The following is an 18,912-nucleotide window of genomic DNA, read 5'->3' on the forward strand; positions in this document are numbered from 1 at the left end:
CCCCCTTTTTTATTGCTTATTTCTCTGTTAAATCAGGTCTAAGGACCGTAGCCCCCTCCAGATAAATATGCTTGATATCCTTTTGGGCTGTATCCATATTGGCATGAATCATAATCCGTATGGCCAATGATAAGGAACCCGGTACTGGAATTTCACGCATGCACATAACGGGAACATATGTAAATCCATCTATTTTTCTAACAATAGCAGCTGGAAATCCTGCATCTATATCGTCTGTAACAGATATGAATATAGATGCAATAGATTCTGCCTGAAGATGATTCTGTTGAATCATTTCTCGAAGTAAGATCTCTGTTTTATTTTCAATGAGTTCTTTTTTATTTGCTTCTATGGTAATGGCTCCTCGGATGCCTCTCATCATAATGAATAACCCTTCTCCCTTCCGACTATATTGTTTAAGAAATAGGTTAATTCGTCTTGTATTTCCGTATCAGAATAGGAATGTAAGGCTGGGCTGCCATAATCATTTAAAAGGACCGTCGCTATTGTCCCTTGTTTATTTTTCTTATCAAGTTTCATAAATGGCAGCAATAATTCTGCTGATAAAATTTCTTTTGGTATTTGTAGATAGCCTAAATTGGTTAACCAATCCTTAAATGCAGTTAGATTAAAAGAAAAATCAGCATACTTTTGGCTCAAATATAGGTCAAATAACATACCAAAGGCTACAGCTTCCCCGTGGGTTACCACTCCATATCCAGCTGCCCCTTCAATCGCATGAGCTAATGTATGACCAAAATTAAGAAAAGCACGCGAGCCTTTCTCCTTTTCATCCTCCGATACAATAGTAGCTTTAACAGAAATCCCTTTTTTTATATACGAAGCCAATGATTTGGATTGCAGGTCAGAAATACTGCAATACTGATTTCTTAAATCGTCATAAAAGGATTTACTGCATAGTAGGGCATGCTTAATTAACTCGGCAAATCCTGAGCGCCATTCCTTCTCTGGTAAAGTGGATAAAAAGGAACTATCATAGAAGACTGCCTCCGGTTGATAGAAACAGCCTACTAGATTTTTACCCAGCTGATGGTTAATAGCCACTTTTCCTCCAACTGCACTGTCATGAGCCAGCAAGGTTGTTGGCAGTTGAATATAGGGAATACCTCTCATATAGGTCGCAGCTACAAATCCAGCTAAATCTCCAACCACTCCCCCGCCCAGAGCTAACACGAGGCTGTCACGATCAAGTTTATTTTCAAATCCTACCGTTAAACATTCTTCGTATACAGAGAATGATTTTGCTCTTTCTCCTGTTGGTACGGCATGGATGATTACTTCATAGCCACGTTTGGCCAACAACGTTTTAATCAGCTCAGAATAAAGAGACGATACCAGTTCATCCGATATCATATATACTTTTGGTTTTCCTTTGAAATTTTTCTCCAAAAATATGGGGAGCTCTTCAATCACTCCATCACCTATAAAAATCGGATACTCCTTTGAAGAAGTTTTAATTTGAATAGTTTCCATTAGAATTCCCTCGCATACATTCTTTGCTGATTAACGGATTCAACCAATGTCTCCATCCGATCAGAATAAAACTGTTCAATGATTGCATTGGCAAGCTCCCATGCTACCACATGCTCAGCAACGACTGCCGCTGCCGGAACAGCACATGCATCAGAGCGTTCTATCGAGGCTGTAAATGACTCTTTAGTATCAATATCCACACTTTTGAGCGGCTTATACAAGGTAGGGATTGGTTTCATGACTCCACGCACTACTACAGGCATTCCAGTTGTCATTCCGCCTTCAAAACCGCCTAGGCGATTCGTTTTACGGCTATATCCCTGTCCTTCCTCCCAAATGATTTCATCATGCACCTGACTGCCTGGAATTCTGGCCGCTTCAAAGCCAATCCCGAATTCGACACCCTTAAATGCATTAATACTAAGGATTGCACCTGCAATTTTTGCATCTAGTTTACGATCATAATGAACATAGCTCCCGACACCAGCAGGCATTCCAGTCGCCACTACTTCAACGACACCACCTAATGTATCGCCATTCTTTTTAGCCAAATCAATGGCTTCCATCATCTTCTCAGCAGCTTTTTCATCAAGACAGCGAACCGGAGAATCCTCTGCCAGCTGTTGGATCTCTTTAATATCCTTAACCTCTGTTTCAGCTGCTTTAATGCCACCGATTTCAACAACATGCGAAACAATTTCTATACCAAGCAGACTAAGCAGTTTCACCGCAACAGCTCCCGCTGCCACTCGGACAGTTGTTTCTCTTGCAGACGAGCGCTCTAAAACATTGCGCAAATCCCTATGTCCATATTTCATACCGCCATTCAGGTCAGCATGCCCTGGGCGCGGTCTTGTGATTTTACGTTTAATTTCGTCTTCTGCCTTTTCATCAATTGGCTCAATTCCCATGACATGGGTCCAATGAGTCCAGTCCCGGTTTTTAACTTGCAGAGCAACAGGTGATCCTAATGTCCTGCCATGACGAATTCCTGCTGTAATCTCTACTGTATCTTTTTCAATTTGCATTCTTCTACCGCGTCCATATCCCTTTTGTCTCCTGGCAAGATGCTTGTTGATATCTTCCTCAGACAACGGCATTCCTGCAGGTAATCCTTCTATTAAAGTTGTTAATTGGGGGCCGTGGGATTCCCCAGCAGTTATATATCTCATAAGGCTCCTCCTTCATCACTTTAAAGCATTTATGTAATAATATATCATATACTGTTATTCTTATGGTAATTTTCTTGCTTATATTGTACATCAGATTAACAAGGTACTACCATTCACTCTCTGCCGACGTCTCCTGATTATCTTTCATTTCAGTATGTCTATTAGCTATGTACCCTATGATGATTTCTCTTTTTATAAAAAAACGTATTTGTACTGATAAAATCATATACAGTTGGGTTGAAGATCTGTTCAGTACTGCCCACAAACAAAACTCCGCCAGGACGAAGTGATTGGGAAAATTTCTTATATAATAAACCCTTTGCTTCATCCGTAAAATAAATCAAAACATTACGGCATATGATTAAATCGTATGATTGGCCATACGAATCAGCCAGTAAATTATGTTTCTTGAACGTGACCGCATTTTTTATTTGTTGATTAATATGATAAAATCCATCCACGAATTCGAAATGCTTATTCTTTAACTCTACTGGTACTTCCCCCAAAGATTTTTCTGAATAAATGCCTCTCCTGCAAATTTCTAAGGCATTCTGATCTATATCGGTTGCCAGGATAGAGACACGATTCAGGGCATTTAAGCGGGTTAGCACCATGGCAAGTGAATAGGGTTCATCACCAGTTGAACAAGCGGCGCTCCAAATTTTCAAAGTCTTTTTTTCAGACAATAATTCTGGCAGAATCTCCTTCTCCAAAACCTCCCACCTTCTATAATTCCGAAAGAAGTTCGAAACATTAATCGTCATACGGTCCAGAAGCTCATTTAATAAATATTGGTCTTTACGAAGATGATTGTAATAATCCTGAAACCCATTAAAACCTTGTTTTTCATATAAGGAGGTAATTCTTCTTTTCATTTGCGCTTCCTTATATAAAGATAAATTGATTCCTGTTAAATAGTTAATCCCTTTAACAAACCCCTGATAGTCATCATTAATTTTTATCATATACCCCTACGACTCCAATAAATTCTTTTACTATAAGTATACAAAATTAGCAGATTCAATGATATAACCACACTTATTACGTATGCCCATAACGATCACATGATCTATTCTATAAACCCCCATAAACCGGTAAGATATGCAATTAAAAAAGCCGTCAACCTTGTTGACAGCCCTTAATCTTTATCTATCTACTTAATAAATCCACTCATTCGCTAATTTTGTATATTCAGCAAGCTCTTCTTCTTTAAAGAAGATTCCAAGTTCTCTCTCGGCACTTGCAGGTGAATCAGAGCCATGGATAATGTTTTTGCCTACCGTTACACCATAATCTCCGCGAATTGTACCAGGAGCAGCATCTTTTGGATTGGTAGATCCCATCATTTGACGAGCAGTCGCAATCACATTTTCCCCTTGCCATGCCATTGCAAAAACTGGTCCTGATGTAATAAAGTCAACCAATTCACCAAAGAAAGGACGCTCTTTATGTTCCTCGTAATGCTTTTCAGCCGCCTCTGTTGGAATCATCATCAATTTCGCTCCAACAAGCTGAAAGCCCTTTCTTTCTAAACGTGATACAATTTCCCCGATTAAATTTCTTTGTACACCATCTGGTTTAACCATTAAAAATGTTTTTTCCATAATTACACCTCTGTTCGTATGTATGGGCTTTCAGAAAGAATAATACCATTATTTACATGTATAAAGCAAACAAAAAAGGAAATAGCATTTTAGTATTTCCTTTTTCCGATAAATCTTGCTATTTCATATAAATAATCCGTATCCTTCGACTCTGGCAATAATTCTAGAATATCAAATGCTTTATCCAGGTAAGCATTGCTTAAGTCGATGGATTTCTCGATTGCTCCTGATTGCTTGATAGATTCGAGTATAGGCTGCAACTCTTCTAACCTCATATCTTCGTGAACAGTTCGGATAAGCTTGGCCAATTGCGGTTGCTGTAAGGCATACAAAACAGGTAAGGTAATATTCCCCTGCCACAAATCACTACCCGCAGGTTTCCCCAGATCTTTTTCAGAGGCCGTGAAATCAAGTATGTCATCCATTATTTGAAAGGACATGCCCACATAGTATCCATACAAGAATAATTTTTTGTGTATATCCTCCGATACCCCTGCACTGATCGCACCTAATTGGCAGCTGGCCGCAATTAAGACAGCCGTTTTTCGTTTAATACGCTTTAAATAGTTACGTAGATTTTGATCAAAATTGTATTTATCACGTATTTGTTCTATTTCGCCAATGCTGACTTCCATGATGGTTTTAGCTACTACCTGATGTGCCAATGGATCTTTAATATGAGTCATAAGCTCCTGAGCCCTGGCAAATATGTAATCTCCTGTATAAGTAGCCATTTTATTATCCCATTTGGAACGAACCGTCAGTGATCCCCTACGCAGTTTGGCTTCGTCAATGATATCATCATGTACTAATGATGCTGAGTGAATAAGTTCCAGAGCAACTGCAGCATGCTTAATTTGATTAATATCATACTCTCCAAATTTTGCGGTGAGCAGTACAAAAACAGGGCGTATGCGTTTGCCTCCAGCTTTCAGAGTGTGCATAGATGCTTCCTGAAGTGGTCTGCATTCAGTTTGTATCGATGAACGCAGCTCTTTTTCGATTAATTGGATATCCTGTCTGAAAATTGAATACAATTTTGGTAATTTCATAGTTCCACTTCCCGTTAAACTAATATGCGCCCTTTATTTTGATTGTTTGAATCCAAAATGAGACGCAGCTGCACCACCGGAATAAGGTTTATATTTAACCTTCACAAAACCGGCTTCTTCAAAGAGTCTTTTCAATGCCGGTGCACTTGGAAAATCAGATGCAGATTCCTGCAGCCAGGAATACTCCTTGTAACTCTTAGCCAATAATTTACCCAAGAGAGGCATAATATGCTTAAAATAAAAATAATATAGCTGTCTGTAAACCGGTAACGTCGGTTGAGAAGTATCTAAACAAACAGCCATGCCACCCGGTTTCAGAACACGGTTCATTTCTTTCAATACCGTTAAGTAGTCAGGGACATTCCGAAGACCAAATCCAATTGTGACAAAGTCAAATGTATTATCTTCAAAGGGAAGCTCCATTGCATTCCCATGAAGCAGTTCCACATTATTTAACTGCTCCTTTTTAACCTTTTGTTCGCCAATCTTGAGCATATTTTTACTGAAGTCCAAACCCGTTACCTTACCAGAATCGCCAATCTGTCTCGCCAGCGCTATCGTCCAGTCAGCTGTACCGCAGCATACATCCAGTGCCTGATCTCCCTGTTTAACATCCATTTTTTTCATCGTATCGGCACGCCAACGCTTATGTAACTGGAAACTGATTACTGAATTCATAGAATCATAATTATCAGAAATCTTTTCAAAGACACCGTGTACACGTTCCTCTTTTGTTTGTTGTTTCATTATGAATTCCCTTTCCCCACATCGTCTTTTTATATGTTTTCAAGATTACCTTATACTTGTCTCAATCCGTAAAACCATTTCATCCTTAAAATTGTATTGCAACATAGCTGATCTTAATCTATCACTTACCTTTGTAATTTCCCTTTTAAGTAAATCTGATATTTTATCAGCAGTTTCATCATTTACACTATGTATTGATTGTAAGGCTTGAATAAATTTAGAGTTACACTTATTTTGATAACCGTCCAATTCTGCCATTAATCTATTCCATAATAAAAAGTCTATAAACAAATCCTTTTGTTCAATTACGTTAAAATACTCAGCTGTTTTTTCGACCAGTATGGTTTCAATCTGTTTAAGATACTTTACTAATGTATCTATATCAGCATCCTTATCCATATATAAGTGTACCTTAGCCTCATTCACTTCCTGAACTCCCCTGGACATTAGGTTAATAAACTCGATATCTTTTGTTTTCGCCAATATATGATAATACATACTGCTATAATAATCTCCAGCCAAAATCGATAACTGCCGTTTCCTTAATTTTGCCGGACTTTCGGATTCCTCTGTGTTTGAAACTCCCTCATGGGTATCCAGGGCAATTTGCATAAGCATGACAGATACTATGTAATATGGCATAAACTTTTGATCCACATTAGCATCACGCAGAATTTTAACCATAACCGCTATCATATCATCATTTATGACTGGCCGATCAATATGATCTAATATTAAAGAATGATAGATAAGTTTCTTTATCTCACTATTAAATTGTATGACTTCATTATTGATGCTATCCAATGGTAATCACCCATGCTTCCACTTCTGATTCCGTACCATAATCGGTACATTACGTATTCATCATACTTATCTTACTATCCTTTTAAATTGCTGTCGAATGGTTTAAAAGGAGAGAATAGATAATCGGTTATTCCTTTTCACTTTCTATTTCACCGTATGGCGTGTACATAACCGCTTTTCCTCTGATTTTCATAGCTGATGTGTGTTCTGTAAATTGAACAAATAACACTTCACCTTTATCAAGCTTTTCTGAATGATGGAATTTAGTATCCTCACCTCTGGTTAATCCAATAACACTCACTCCATCTTCCAATGCTTTTATAACTACAAAATCATTTGATTGAAGGTTCTCCATTCTCTTACTCCTTTTCAACTTTTATCTCATGATTATTTATTAATTAAGCTTAATACTTCCTGACGGGAGATTGAGTCTGTCGCCAATGTTCCTCTTACTGCGGAAGTAATTGTCTTCGATCCTGGTTTTTTAACACCTCTCATAGTCATGCACATATGCTCAGCTTCAACTACGACCATCACTCCATGAGGAGCCAGTGTGTCCATAATAGAATCTGCAACAGTTGATGTAATCCGTTCCTGTAATTGCGGCCTTCTGCTCACTGCTTCGACCGCTCTGGCTAATTTACTCAAACCTGTAACACGTCCGCCTTTTGGTATGTAGGCCACATGTGCCACTCCAAAGAATGGCACGAGATGGTGCTCACACATAGAATAAAAAGGGATATCCTTAACAAGGACTAATTCTTCATGATCTTCACCGAATACCGTTTCAAAATATTCTTTAGGATCCTGTCTCAATCCGGAAAATACCTCTTCATACATTTTTGCTACACGTTTAGGTGTGTCCAGGAGCCCTTCCCTTGTTGGATCTTCCCCAAGAGCCTCCAAAATCATTGTCACTGCTTCTTCTATTTTACCGCGATTGATTTCACTCATTTTATGTCTTCCTCCCATTGCTATACCTAATTTCAACTATTTCCATAGTAGCACATTTTATTCTTAGAGCCATAGATTATGGACTTCATAATAGAAAAAGAGTCATTACCAAAGAAATTGGTAATGACTCTAATCGCGTATAGCGCTTATTCAAGTAAAATCGTATGTAAAAATTACTTAACAGCGTCTTTAAGTGCTTTCCCTGGTTTGAATGCAGGTACTTTGCTGGCACTGATTTCGATTTCTTCACCAGTTTGCGGGTTACGTCCTTTACGAGCAGCACGCTCACGAACTTCAAAGTTACCGAAACCAATCAATTGTACTTTATCTCCATTTTTAAGAGCTTCTAAAATGGATTCGAACACTGCGTCTACTGCTTTAGTTGCGTCTTTTTTAGAAAGCTCGCTAGCTTCAGCAACAGCGTTGATTAATTCTGTTTTGTTCATGCCATTCACCTCCTCCCAAAGTATGCTTCCATTCTACTTCAATACTTTTTAAGTTGTAATGAAATATTTTCAATCAGTCAAAACAAAAACTTGAAATATTTTGTCATTAATCATTTTTAACATAAAAAACCATTGATAAACATTGATATATAAGGGTTTTTGCTTTGAATTTGATTTCTGATAAAAGATTATCATAATCCATAGACCATATCAAGTAAATTGGCGAATTTACAGGCATTTATTCGAATAATGTAGGTTATTTTTCTATTTTTATTGCCATATCTTCTTATTTGAGGTATTTTGAAAGTTAAAGCATTTATAAAAACACTTGATTTTTGCAAAAAAATACAGAGGATTACGGATCCGTTACGGTCCGTAAAACCCTCTGTATCTGTTAAAGAATAATGGCAATTAATCCGCCAGATCCTTCATTAATGATTCTTTCAAGCGTTTCCTTTAATTTATATCGTGCATTCTCCGGCATCAAACTTAATTTAGCTTGGATTCCCTCACGAACTACAGTAGACAAACTGCGGCCAAATATATCTGAATTCCAGATGCTCAGAGGATTATCTTCAAAATCCGCCATTAAATAACGAACCAATTCTTCACTTTGTTTCTCTGTTCCGATTATAGGGGCAAATTCTGATTCAACATCTACTTTTATCATATGAATGGATGGCGCCACAGCTTTCAGCCTAACTCCAAACCTGGATCCCTGTCTAATGATTTCCGGTTCATCCAGACTCATATCCGCCAGAGAAGGAGAAGCAACACCATAACCCGTTTGTTTAACCATTTTAAGGGCATCCGCGACCTGGTCATACTCCGCTTTCGCGTAAGCAAAATCCTGCATTAATTCAAGCAAATGATCCTTCCCTCGTATCTCAACACCCACAATCTCTTTTAGAACCAGGTCATACAATTCATCAGGTGCTGATAAATCTATTTCAGCTACTCCCTGGCCCATTTCAATCCCAGCCAATGAAGCATGACCAACAAACTCATACTCTTCAAAAAGATGGACGAGTCTATCAACATCTCTAAGCCTTTTAATATCCTGAACCGTTTCTCTTATAGCATCCTGATAGCTGACCCTCAGCCAATGATTTTCATTAAGCACCATAACCCATCTAGGTAGATTCACATTCACTTCCAGAACAGGGAACTCAAACAATGCTTCCCGCAGGACATTTAACACATCCCCTTCCCGCATGCTCTCAACACTTATGGCAAGCACCGGGATATCATATTTTTCCTGAAGCTTAGCACGCAGAATCTCTGTATCCGGGTGATAAGGGCTGACTGTATTAATAATCATGATAAAAGGCTTTCCAACCTCTTTTAGCTCTTCTACGACCCTTTCCTCAGCATCTACATAGTCTAACCTTGGTATCTCTCCTATTGACCCATCTGTCGTCACTACAACGCCAATTGTAGAATGGTCCTGTATGACCTTACGAGTGCCAATTTCAGCTGCTTCATGAAACGGAATTGGCTCTTCATACCAAGGCGTATGAATCATCCTTGGCCCATTCTCATCCTCATATCCTTTCGCACCAGGAACGGTATATCCTACACAGTCAACCATACGAATATTGACCTCTAACCCTTCGTCTACCTGAACCTGCGCTGCCTGGTTCGGCACAAATTTAGGTTCCGTAGTCATGATCGTTCTTCCTGCTGCACTTTGTGGTAATTCATCAATCGTACGTGCTTTTTCAGCTTCACTTTTCATCCCAGGAAGAACAACCAACTCCATAAATTTCTTAATAAATGTAGATTTACCCGTCCGAACGGCTCCAACTACTCCTAAATATATATCGCCGCCGGTTCTCTCGGCTATATCCTTAAATATATCGACCCTTTCCAAGAGATCCCCTCCCGATTCCTCCATATATGAGTACATATACGTAATTATTGATAGTCTTATAAACTTGGACACTATATATTTATGCTATATCCCATTAAACTTATGACTAGTTTTTTCTCTCCTCTCCTTTTATGTAAACAACCGACTGCTATTTTGATTAAAAATGAACCAATTATTCGGAGTATCATGATAAAGCACCGAATTATTCAGGAGATGTCAAAATTTAAAATACAATCTGGAATAAAAAAAACCTTTCTTTTACAATATATTTTGTAAAAGAAAGGTTATTCCTCAATTGCCATAAAGACAGGTTTATTTGCTATTTGATCCCATGTATAAGGTAATGAATAGGCAGGAACAAAGAGGCTGTCTTTCACTAACTCTGCTCTTATATCTTCACCCTTTTTAAATCCCGCCGAACGATCAATAAGTAAATCATATAAATCCGGTGTATAGTCAATATACAATTCGCCATCTTCGCCTAAAACAAGGTGTAACGATTTACCTGTGAAGGGACTTTTCACGGTAGGTTCCTTGTCAAATCCCATATTTTTATAGTTGAGTGCATAGACATTGGTACCAATTTTTTCTTCAAACGCAGGATAGCCCTGTGATTGAACTTGCAGCTTGGTATCCCGTATTGTCTCGGCTAAACGTAAATCAATCAGCCTAACAGTTGGATTTGTTTCTTCATTAACGAGTGTGTATTCAAAAATCCCGCCATTTTCATAGGCATTTCCCGGAATTTCAGACATATATTTTGGAACCAATTTCTGAAAATCAATTATGTATTTCATATAATACGGTGTATCTTGATCCTTTGTCACAATCGGCAACAGGTTGCCGCCATTATCTTTTCTATATTCCAAAACAGCTTTCTGAACGGATTCGACCTGATCTTCATAGGGTACCTGGTTTTGCTGTAAATTCTCCTGCGGATACATACACCCGGATAGAAAAAGAATTGTACACAGCAAGAATGTCATTCCAGATATTTTATGTAGTTTCTTATTCAACACTTTATCCATTTGTAGGACCACTCACAATAATAATGACCATAATAATGGCTGCTATAAACATAGATACATAGGCTATCGTGGCTAAAAGATATTTTAATATACCCTTTAATTTATATCTGCTTAGATATATAGCCAGCACTGCGATTGCCATTAAGCCCATCCCAGCAATCGAAATCCACATTTTTTGCATTGCTATGCTCAATATTCGGCACCCCTTTTTCATCAATTCTTTTTACCATATTTTTAAAAAGAATAATATTTTTTCAACCTTTGCTATTATAACCCAAAATATACCTAAAAGAAAACAAAAACGGAAGCTCGGGTTTTATATACCCAAACTTCCGTCCTGGACTAAATATATAGACTTAGACTAAGTTTATGCTGGCTCAGTCTTTTATAAAGTATACTATGTTTAAATGACCATCTTAGCAAGTAACAAATGCCTATTTTTTGACAAAATCATTGATTAATGATTATTAATCATGCTATCCATCAAATCTTCCATTTCATGCTTCTTGCTTCTAGTCATAAGATCATCTACTTCTGTCTTAATATCCTTGTCATTAAACAGGACATCGTACAAGGCAGTCGTAATTGGCATCTTCACTTGGTATTTCTCCGACAACTGATAAGCTGCCTTCGTTGTTCTCACGCCTTCAACAACCATTCCCATGCTTTCAAGAACCTCTTCAAGATTCTTTCCTTTTCCAAGCATATTACCGGCACGCCAGTTTCTTGAATGGACGCTTGTACATGTTACAATAAGGTCACCGATACCTGTTAATCCAAGGAATGTTAACGGGTTTGCTCCCATCTTCACACCCAGACGAGTGATTTCTGCAAGACCGCGAGTCATCAAAGCGGCTTTGGCATTATCTCCGTATCCAAGTCCATCCGTAATCCCAGCTGCTAAGGCAATAATGTTTTTCAAGGCACCCCCAATTTCCACACCAACTAAGTCTTGGTTCGTATACACGCGGAAATTTTGGTTCATAAATAAATCCTGAATACGCACTGCTGCTTCCATATTTTTAGAAGCAACCGTAACGGTTGTAGGAATCCTTCTGCTTACCTCTTCAGCATGGCTTGGGCCGGAGAGAACAATGATATCTTTTGCTATATCCAAAATTTCTTCTTCTATCATTTCAGATATACGCAGCAAGCTATCTGGCTCGATCCCTTTGCTTACATGGACGATTGTCACTTTATCCTGGACAATCGCTTTAACCTTGCGGGCCACTTCACGAATTGCTTTAGTCGGTACAGCAAAAACAATAACCTCTGAGCCAGACAATGCCTCTTCCAAATCATAGTATGCCTTAATAGCGGAAGGGAGCTTGACATCAGGTAAATAACGAATATTTGCCTGTTCACGATTTATCTCATTGACATGTTCTAACTCATGCCCCCAGATTTTTACCGCATGTCCGTTATCTGCAAGGACAATTCCAAGTGCAGTTCCCCACGAACCTGCTCCCAAAATGGTGACTGATTGTTGCATAGACTCCACTCCTCAAAAAAATTATTTACGTAGTCGAGAAAATATTTTTATAGGCGTTCCTTCAAATCCAAATGCATCTCTAATTTTATTCTCCAGGAAGCGTTCATAGGAGAAGTGCATTAATTCTGGATCATTTACAAAGACAACAAAGGATGGCGGCTTAACGGCCACTTGTGTAGCATAATATATTTTCAACCTTTTGCCGTGATGGGTTGGCGTTGGATTCATTGCTACTGCATCCATTATAACATCATTCAGGACATTCGTTTGGATACGCTGTGCATGGTTTTCACTTGCCAAATTAATCATTGGAAGCAAAGTATGGATACGTGCTTTCGTTTTAGCAGACAAGAACACAATTGGAGCATAGTCAAGGAACTGGAATTCAGCTCTAATTTTCTCTTCAAACTTCTTCATCGTTTTATCATCTTTTTCAACTGCGTCCCATTTGTTCACTACAATAACGATAGCTCGTCCTGCCTGATGGGCATACCCAGCAATCTTTTTATCCTGTTCAATAATGCCTTCTTCCCCGTCGAGGACCACTAGGACAACATCTGAACGTTCAATAGCTCGTAATGCACGTAAAACACTGTACTTTTCAGTACTTTCGTATACCTTACCTTTTTTCCTCATTCCAGCGGTATCAATGATGACATAATCATCGCCATTATATTTATATGGAGAATCGACCGCATCTCTTGTTGTTCCTGCGATATTACTTACAATAACGCGCTCTTCACCCAAAATCGCATTAACTAATGAGGATTTTCCAACATTCGGTCTACCGATCAAGCTGAACTTAATCACATCTTCGTCATAGTCAGGTGCTTGGTGATCAGGGAAGCTTTGTACAACAGCATCTAGCAAATCCCCAATTCCAATTCCGTGAGAGCCAGAGATTCCTATTGGTTCACCAAAGCCCAATGCATAGAAATCATAGATCTGATCGCGCATCTCAAAGTTATCCACTTTATTTACAGCAACGACTACTGGTTTCTTTGAACGATAAAGAATTTTTGCCACTTCTTCATCAGCAGAAGTCAATCCCTCTCTGCCACTCGTCATAAAAATAATGACATCCGCTTCATCAATAGCAATCTCTGCCTGTTGACGAATCTGTTCTAAAAACGGTTCATCCCCTATATCAATACCGCCTGTATCAATAATATTGAATTCATGGTTTAACCATTCTCCAGAACTATAAATCCTGTCTCTGGTTACTCCGGCTACGTCTTCTACAATTGATATTCTTTCTCCTACAATCCGATTGAATATTGTAGATTTCCCTACATTCGGCCTGCCTACTATGGCTACAACTGGTTTTGGCATGGTCGTTCATCCTTTCAACTATCCTAGCTAAATTCCTGTTTATTTTCACTGAATTGTTAGCATGTTTAATGTATTTATATTTTATGAAAAAAGAACCCTTCTTAATCATAAAGAAGGGTCTAACTATATTATGATAGCAAACGTTTCGCAAAGTAACAACTCTTCTGCTATATTTCCTTACTATTTTTGACGTGAAATTTAAACTCCCTTGGAGTTTTCCTTTCAATATTCTCGGTAAAAAGTAAACTAAATTACTTTTCTTAATGGAATTTATCCAACAGGTTTTTATCTAACGCCCTTACCTTTTAACCCTACATGCTGCTGATGATAAATCCTTCGCCTCGGTATTCTTTTTGTCCATAGATTATTGGTTTTATTTAAAAGGATAGTAATGGTTATCGCCAGTAACAAAAGGTCCAATGATTCAAATGTACCTATCGCTTTAACTGGAAACCCGTAAACATATAAAATCCCTGAATAAACTGCTTCACCAAGTATAATGGCAACACTAAGTATACTGACCCTTTTAGTTGATTCTAAAAAGATTATACTCAGTACAACCAGCATACCGGCCGCAATATAAATCCAGTTTACAATAAACCATACTGGATATAGAACTGAATAAATTCTAATACATATAAAGGCAATAGTAATAAAAAAAATAGCGACTGTCATTCTAATTAATTCTTTATTCGTCCAATGTCTCCATTGATAAAAAGACCAAAGCAGGGCCGCAATAAAAAACAGATTTAAATGTATACTGAATATATGGATGGACAGACCGGCAAAGCAAATCCCTGCCAATAGTCTGATCATTCCTCTCCGTCTTATCTTAACCGATTCATCTGATATAAAAATAAAATACCAACACCCAAGCCACATTAAACTGAAAAATAAATAACCTTCATGCATAAAAACCTCCCTTAGCAGTATGCCAACTTTCAATTTTTTTAAACATTTCAAATGTAATAGGAAATTGATTTATTTAACACATCTTCGGTAAGCAGGGCATTCGATTCTTTTCTATAAATTCAGTAGATACCCAAAGACACCCTCACTTTCATAAACAGATATTCTACATAACAGATTTTTTCAGCCACGCTAATTCTGGCCCTTTAATCGCAATCACGACCAAGTTACACTCTAATCCTCGGGTCATTTCACAAAACTAAATAATACAGAGTGAAGCATAACGCTGATTGGTAACTTTATTCGATTTTTTGTTTATACATAGAAACAGCCCTTCTCTATACCTGAGAAGGGCTGATTTTTACTTAATATTAAACCTAAAGCATGCAAGCCTGTAAGGGCATCTAACACATTACTTTATTTTTTTAAATTCTTTAACTGCTCTCCAATCATTTCACCTAATTGGAAGCCTCTTGTTTCTTCAGGGAGTTCATAGTTATCCATTTCAGCAGCTGGATTTTCTTGCAATTCTTTAATACTTAGAGATAATCTGTGCTCATCCTCATTCACGTCAAGCACTTTAACTTTAATAACATCTCCCTCAGACATAACCTCATGAGGAGTGCCGATATGTTTATGTGAAATTTGAGAAATATGCACCAAACCTTCTACACCAGGGAATACTTCCACAAAAGCACCATAGGATACAAGACGTTTAACCGTCCCTTCCAAAACACTGCCTTTTTTTGCTTTATCAGTAATATCTGACCAAGGTCCAGGCAGGGTCTCTTTTATGGATAATGAAACTCTTTCAGTATCACGGTCAATAGATAAAATCTTGACTCGGACGTTGTCTCCCTCTGAGACAACATCTGAAGGTCTGTCCACATGTTCATGAGAAAGCTGAGATACATGAACTAAACCATCAATACCTCCAATATCAACAAATGCGCCGAAATCAGTTATTCGCTGAACCGTTCCTTCAAGGACTTGGCCAGCCTGTAAAGATTCCAGAACGCCAATTTTTTTCTTTTCTTTCTCTTCACGCACAACATCTCTGTGTGAAAGGATTAAGCGGTTTTTTTCTTGGTCCAGCTCTACAATCTTAAACGCTAGCTCTTTCCCTTTGTAGTCAGAGAAATCTTCAACGAAATAATCTTCGACAAGCGAGGCAGGTACAAATCCACGTACTCCCAAGTCAACAACTAGACCGCCTTTTACAACGTCTTTAACCTCAGTTTCAATTATTTCACCATTTTCAAATGAAACAACCAGGTCTCCCCACGCTTTTTCTGCATCTACTTTTCTTTTCGATAGAATCAGAGCTTCATCTTCGACTTTGATAATCTCAAACTCAAGCTCGTCCCCTTCCTTCACCACATCTGAAGCTTTTTCAACGTGCAGACTGGAGAGCTCACTGATAGGGACAATGCCATCATGCTTACTATTTTCAACTTCAATTACGACTTGTTTTTCTTCAACTTTAGTTACAGTCCCACGCACTCTTTGGCCTACATTAAACTCGGTTACATTAATATTGTTCATATCCTCTGTCATATGTACTCCTCCTAACGATCACGGGTTCAATTACCTTTCAATTTATATTTAATACCACTAATCCGCCAGTATTAAACTATATTCTAAATAATCTCTTTTTTCTAACTTCTTATAATTTGTACTATTTGTCAAGCAGGATGTTTAGCGGTTTTGATCAATCAATTGCTTTATATGAGCCATTATGACTTTCGTCACTTCCTCAGGGGAGGCTTTTTGACTACGGTATTCTTCCATGTCAATTGGAGGACCGTATATAACTTTTGTTTTAGAAAATGGTTTATAGGAACCAATCACGGCACAGGGAATAACTTTAGCGTCCGTTCTCAACGCAAAGAAGCCTGCACCCGCAAGACCCTCTCCCAATTCGCCTGTCTTACTGCGAGTTCCTTCAGGAAACAGACCTAAGACATGTCCATCTTTTAAAGCACCCAATCCCTTTCGCAAGGCATTCCGGTCACTCATACCTCTTTTAATAGGAATGGCATGAACACGCGGTAAAATAGTTTTAAGAACAGGTACATTAAACAGTTCTTCTTTAGCGATAAAATGAACATCCCGCGGGCACGTCATCCCTACAACTGGCGGGTCTAATTCACTGATATGATTGGAGCATAATAAAACACCGCCTGTCTCAGGAAAATGTTCTCTTCCTGAAACTGAGACACGGTATAAGGGAGTTAGAGCTATCTTTACTACGCCCCTGGCAAATCTATAAAAGCTCATCCATATACTCCTTTCTCATTCGCTATCTTCATAATAGCATCCACCACTTCATCAATTGAAAGACTTGTTGTATCAAGTTCAATTGCATCTGCTGCTTTTTTCAAAGGAGATACTTCTCTTTCTGAATCAAATTTATCACGGGCCGCAATATCTTGTTTTAATTGTTCAATATCCGAGTCAAACCCTTTTAAGATATTTTCTTCATGTCTTCTTTTGGCACGCTCATCTACACTTGCAAGCATAAAGATTTTGACTTCAGCATTTGGCATAACTTGAGTACCTATATCTCTGCCATCCATTACAACGCCGCCTTGTTCAGACAGGAGCTGTTGTCGTCGAACCATTTCTTCACGGACCAGTTTATGCTGAGAGACAGCGGAAACATTTTTAGTTACATTCGGCGTTCTTATCTCTTCAGATACAATAACTCCATCAACCAGTACATCTTGTCCTTGTTCACTATTCTGCAATTTTATATCCGTAGACATTAATAGATCATAAAGAGCTGCTTCGTTATTCGGATCTATTCCATTATTTAATGCCTTATAAGTTAAAGCCCTGTACATTGCACCTGTATCAATATATATGTATGTTAGCCTTCTAGCAATAATTTTCGCTACTGTGCTTTTACCTGCAGCAGCAGGACCATCAATAGCAATCGATAATTTCTTTTTCATTTGTTCCTCCTTGTTGTACACAAAAATTAATCATGACTATTTTAACACAGCTTTACAGGATATAAATCAATATGAATGTAAAAAAATGAGACAAAGTACTTTACTTTGTCTTTAGAAAACCTAAATATTCATTTATTGGAAATTGCATCCATAATCGCTGTATAATTATTTTCGATGACGCCTTCATATCTTGCGAGTGTTTTCCATTTAGTAAAGGTATGTTCACGATGAAAAACAAGCTGAAAAAATAATAAAAATAAAAGTTGAATGATAGCCATTTTCTTGATAAATCGCTCTACCGCATTCATATGGAACAATCCTCCTCTTACTTATGAGTTTGTCCATACAGATATGTATTTAATCCCCAAAACCTCTGTTTCTTTCCTCCAATTGCCTTTCAAAACAATAACGCAGCAAAATTTGCCGTTCTGCTTCAGTGATTTCGGTAAATTCGACAGATACTTTTTTTCTATTATTCAAAACTTCGACAATTCTTTTCACTTGTACCTGAATGGGTAGTTCACACACTTCCCTATTTCTCATCTCAAATGTAAACTGCAGTATTAGATTAGTATGAGTATCAATCTTTAAATTTTGAGGAACAATGATTGCTGCTCCTCCTGCGCTAATATCCGTTGTTAATGCCGTAAAGGGGGGGAATTCATTATTAATGGGCTGTACATTTACTTTTGTGGACAAGCTTACACGCACATATTCTCTTCGCTGAATTTTTTCCAGATATTCATCACCAGGATAATCTAAAAGCAGCAAAGGTATATTTTCCCTTACTCTTCCCTGGATTTCCGTATTAAACAGATAGGTATTTTGATCCTTTCCAACAAATGTTCCCCTGAAATTCGTTCCATTTATTAAGTAATCTATTCTGTTCGTATATATATTAACTGGATAATCAATATAAAGAATCCCATCTCTAACATCCATTAACTTGCATCTATATGTTTCAGGCTGATCTAATTGGCTCTTCTCAAGTATGATGGTCATTCCGATTGTTAACATAGTTAAACCATTTCCCCTCTGACATGTGTAA

General features: G+C 38.0%; 22 protein-coding genes. All 22 read right to left on the bottom strand.

All coding sequences use genetic code 11. From position 1 onward, the window contains the following. Nucleotides 1-16 precede the first annotated feature (16 nt). Nucleotides 17-382 carry a chorismate mutase gene (gene aroH, locus AC4G3N_RS02590; RefSeq protein WP_066107448.1) on the bottom strand — a complete coding sequence of 122 codons (366 nt, stop codon included), beginning with the start codon at nt 380-382 and terminating at the stop codon, nt 17-19. Continuing rightward, nucleotides 379-1,494 carry a 3-dehydroquinate synthase gene (aroB, locus tag AC4G3N_RS02595; RefSeq protein ID WP_491089677.1) on the bottom strand — a complete coding sequence of 372 codons (1,116 nt, stop codon included), beginning with the start codon at nt 1,492-1,494 and terminating at the stop codon, nt 379-381. Before aroB ends, aroH begins: the two co-directional genes overlap by 4 nt. Beyond that, entirely contained in the window at nt 1,494-2,666 is a 1,173-nt protein-coding gene (aroC, locus tag AC4G3N_RS02600) for a chorismate synthase (protein ID WP_140461596.1), read from the bottom strand. Before aroC ends, aroB begins: the two co-directional genes overlap by 1 nt. A 161-nt stretch (nt 2,667-2,827) precedes the next feature. Next, entirely contained in the window at nt 2,828-3,631 is an 804-nt protein-coding gene (locus AC4G3N_RS02605; RefSeq protein WP_066107456.1) for a CheR family methyltransferase, read from the bottom strand. A 192-nt stretch (nt 3,632-3,823) separates the two neighbouring features. Then, the gene (gene ndk / locus AC4G3N_RS02610) at nt 3,824-4,270 is read right to left on the bottom strand and encodes a nucleoside-diphosphate kinase (RefSeq protein WP_139891732.1); all 447 of its coding nucleotides are present in this window, start codon (nt 4,268-4,270) and stop codon (nt 3,824-3,826) included. Nucleotides 4,271-4,359: 89 nt separating this feature from the next. After that, entirely contained in the window at nt 4,360-5,322 is a 963-nt protein-coding gene (gene hepT / locus AC4G3N_RS02615) for a heptaprenyl diphosphate synthase component II (RefSeq protein ID WP_491089679.1), read from the bottom strand. A gap of 33 nt (nt 5,323-5,355) precedes the next feature. Further along, entirely contained in the window at nt 5,356-6,069 is a 714-nt protein-coding gene (locus tag AC4G3N_RS02620) for a demethylmenaquinone methyltransferase (RefSeq protein ID WP_139891730.1), read from the bottom strand. Nucleotides 6,070-6,114: 45 nt separating this feature from the next. Further along, nucleotides 6,115-6,873 (bottom strand): heptaprenyl diphosphate synthase component 1, encoded by a 759-nt coding sequence (locus tag AC4G3N_RS02625; RefSeq protein ID WP_066107470.1) that lies wholly within the window; start codon nt 6,871-6,873, stop codon nt 6,115-6,117. Nucleotides 6,874-7,000: 127 nt separating this feature from the next. After that, the gene (gene mtrB, locus AC4G3N_RS02630) at nt 7,001-7,228 is read right to left on the bottom strand and encodes a trp RNA-binding attenuation protein MtrB (RefSeq protein ID WP_066107475.1); all 228 of its coding nucleotides are present in this window, start codon (nt 7,226-7,228) and stop codon (nt 7,001-7,003) included. Nucleotides 7,229-7,260: 32 nt separating this feature from the next. Further along, nucleotides 7,261-7,827 carry a GTP cyclohydrolase I FolE gene (folE, locus tag AC4G3N_RS02635; RefSeq protein WP_066107479.1) on the bottom strand — a complete coding sequence of 189 codons (567 nt, stop codon included), beginning with the start codon at nt 7,825-7,827 and terminating at the stop codon, nt 7,261-7,263. A gap of 173 nt (nt 7,828-8,000) precedes the next feature. After that, on the bottom strand, nt 8,001-8,273 hold the full coding sequence (locus AC4G3N_RS02640) for an HU family DNA-binding protein (protein ID WP_049670554.1): 273 nt from the start codon (nt 8,271-8,273) through the stop codon (nt 8,001-8,003). Nucleotides 8,274-8,667: 394 nt separating this feature from the next. Then, nucleotides 8,668-10,146, bottom strand: coding sequence for a stage IV sporulation protein A (gene spoIVA / locus AC4G3N_RS02645; protein ID WP_066107482.1), 1,479 nt, complete (start codon nt 10,144-10,146; stop codon nt 8,668-8,670). 284 nt (nt 10,147-10,430) lie between these two features. After that, nucleotides 10,431-11,174: a YphF family lipoprotein gene (locus AC4G3N_RS02650; RefSeq protein ID WP_491089680.1), complete on the bottom strand. Its 744-nt coding sequence runs from the start codon at nt 11,172-11,174 to the stop codon at nt 10,431-10,433. Next, nucleotides 11,167-11,367, bottom strand: a complete 201-nt coding sequence (locus AC4G3N_RS02655; protein WP_066107485.1) for a DUF2768 domain-containing protein — start codon at nt 11,365-11,367, stop codon at nt 11,167-11,169. The genes AC4G3N_RS02650 and AC4G3N_RS02655 overlap by 8 nt, the downstream gene beginning before the upstream one ends. A gap of 264 nt (nt 11,368-11,631) precedes the next feature. Continuing rightward, the gene (locus AC4G3N_RS02660) at nt 11,632-12,666 is read right to left on the bottom strand and encodes an NAD(P)H-dependent glycerol-3-phosphate dehydrogenase (RefSeq protein ID WP_066107488.1); all 1,035 of its coding nucleotides are present in this window, start codon (nt 12,664-12,666) and stop codon (nt 11,632-11,634) included. A gap of 21 nt (nt 12,667-12,687) precedes the next feature. Next, nucleotides 12,688-13,998: a ribosome biogenesis GTPase Der gene (gene der, locus AC4G3N_RS02665; RefSeq protein ID WP_066107491.1), complete on the bottom strand. Its 1,311-nt coding sequence runs from the start codon at nt 13,996-13,998 to the stop codon at nt 12,688-12,690. A gap of 285 nt (nt 13,999-14,283) precedes the next feature. After that, on the bottom strand, nt 14,284-14,910 hold the full coding sequence (locus AC4G3N_RS02670; RefSeq protein WP_066107492.1) for a YphA family membrane protein: 627 nt from the start codon (nt 14,908-14,910) through the stop codon (nt 14,284-14,286). 414 nt (nt 14,911-15,324) lie between these two features. Next, nucleotides 15,325-16,464: a 30S ribosomal protein S1 gene (gene rpsA / locus AC4G3N_RS02675; RefSeq protein WP_066107495.1), complete on the bottom strand. Its 1,140-nt coding sequence runs from the start codon at nt 16,462-16,464 to the stop codon at nt 15,325-15,327. Nucleotides 16,465-16,605: 141 nt separating this feature from the next. Continuing rightward, nucleotides 16,606-17,187, bottom strand: coding sequence for a lysophospholipid acyltransferase family protein (locus tag AC4G3N_RS02680; RefSeq protein ID WP_066107498.1), 582 nt, complete (start codon nt 17,185-17,187; stop codon nt 16,606-16,608). Further along, nucleotides 17,184-17,864, bottom strand: coding sequence for a (d)CMP kinase (gene cmk, locus AC4G3N_RS02685; RefSeq protein WP_066107501.1), 681 nt, complete (start codon nt 17,862-17,864; stop codon nt 17,184-17,186). The genes AC4G3N_RS02680 and cmk overlap by 4 nt, the downstream gene beginning before the upstream one ends. A gap of 128 nt (nt 17,865-17,992) precedes the next feature. Then, on the bottom strand, nt 17,993-18,172 hold the full coding sequence (locus AC4G3N_RS02690; protein WP_139891728.1) for a DUF5359 family protein: 180 nt from the start codon (nt 18,170-18,172) through the stop codon (nt 17,993-17,995). A 49-nt stretch (nt 18,173-18,221) separates the two neighbouring features. Beyond that, nucleotides 18,222-18,881, bottom strand: coding sequence for a flagellar brake protein (locus tag AC4G3N_RS02695; RefSeq protein WP_066107509.1), 660 nt, complete (start codon nt 18,879-18,881; stop codon nt 18,222-18,224). Between the last annotated feature and the right edge of the window lie 31 nt (nt 18,882-18,912).

The organism is Bacillus sp. z50 (assembly GCF_058313585.1).

What these genes read in the sequence shown, in the direction of transcription:
- aroH (WP_066107448.1), bottom strand. Translation starts at nt 382, where the DNA reads ATGATGAGAGGCATCCGAGGAGCCATTACCATAGAAGCAAATAAAAAA.
- aroB (WP_491089677.1), bottom strand. Translation starts at nt 1,494, where the DNA reads ATGGAAACTATTCAAATTAAAACTTCTTCAAAGGAGTATCCGATTTTT.
- aroC (WP_140461596.1), bottom strand. Translation starts at nt 2,666, where the DNA reads ATGAGATATATAACTGCTGGGGAATCCCACGGCCCCCAATTAACAACT.
- AC4G3N_RS02605 (WP_066107456.1), bottom strand. Translation starts at nt 3,631, where the DNA reads ATGATAAAAATTAATGATGACTATCAGGGGTTTGTTAAAGGGATTAAC.
- ndk (WP_139891732.1), bottom strand. Translation starts at nt 4,270, where the DNA reads ATGGAAAAAACATTTTTAATGGTTAAACCAGATGGTGTACAAAGAAAT.
- hepT (WP_491089679.1), bottom strand. Translation starts at nt 5,322, where the DNA reads ATGAAATTACCAAAATTGTATTCAATTTTCAGACAGGATATCCAATTA.
- AC4G3N_RS02620 (WP_139891730.1), bottom strand. Translation starts at nt 6,069, where the DNA reads ATGAAACAACAAACAAAAGAGGAACGTGTACACGGTGTCTTTGAAAAG.
- mtrB (WP_066107475.1), bottom strand. Translation starts at nt 7,228, where the DNA reads ATGGAGAACCTTCAATCAAATGATTTTGTAGTTATAAAAGCATTGGAA.
- folE (WP_066107479.1), bottom strand. Translation starts at nt 7,827, where the DNA reads ATGAGTGAAATCAATCGCGGTAAAATAGAAGAAGCAGTGACAATGATT.
- AC4G3N_RS02640 (WP_049670554.1), bottom strand. Translation starts at nt 8,273, where the DNA reads ATGAACAAAACAGAATTAATCAACGCTGTTGCTGAAGCTAGCGAGCTT.
- AC4G3N_RS02650 (WP_491089680.1), bottom strand. Translation starts at nt 11,174, where the DNA reads ATGGATAAAGTGTTGAATAAGAAACTACATAAAATATCTGGAATGACA.
- AC4G3N_RS02660 (WP_066107488.1), bottom strand. Translation starts at nt 12,666, where the DNA reads ATGCAACAATCAGTCACCATTTTGGGAGCAGGTTCGTGGGGAACTGCA.
- der (WP_066107491.1), bottom strand. Translation starts at nt 13,998, where the DNA reads ATGCCAAAACCAGTTGTAGCCATAGTAGGCAGGCCGAATGTAGGGAAA.
- AC4G3N_RS02670 (WP_066107492.1), bottom strand. Translation starts at nt 14,910, where the DNA reads ATGCATGAAGGTTATTTATTTTTCAGTTTAATGTGGCTTGGGTGTTGG.
- rpsA (WP_066107495.1), bottom strand. Translation starts at nt 16,464, where the DNA reads ATGACAGAGGATATGAACAATATTAATGTAACCGAGTTTAATGTAGGC.
- AC4G3N_RS02680 (WP_066107498.1), bottom strand. Translation starts at nt 17,187, where the DNA reads ATGAGCTTTTATAGATTTGCCAGGGGCGTAGTAAAGATAGCTCTAACT.
- cmk (WP_066107501.1), bottom strand. Translation starts at nt 17,864, where the DNA reads ATGAAAAAGAAATTATCGATTGCTATTGATGGTCCTGCTGCTGCAGGT.
- AC4G3N_RS02690 (WP_139891728.1), bottom strand. Translation starts at nt 18,172, where the DNA reads ATGAATGCGGTAGAGCGATTTATCAAGAAAATGGCTATCATTCAACTT.
- AC4G3N_RS02695 (WP_066107509.1), bottom strand. Translation starts at nt 18,881, where the DNA reads ATGTTAACAATCGGAATGACCATCATACTTGAGAAGAGCCAATTAGAT.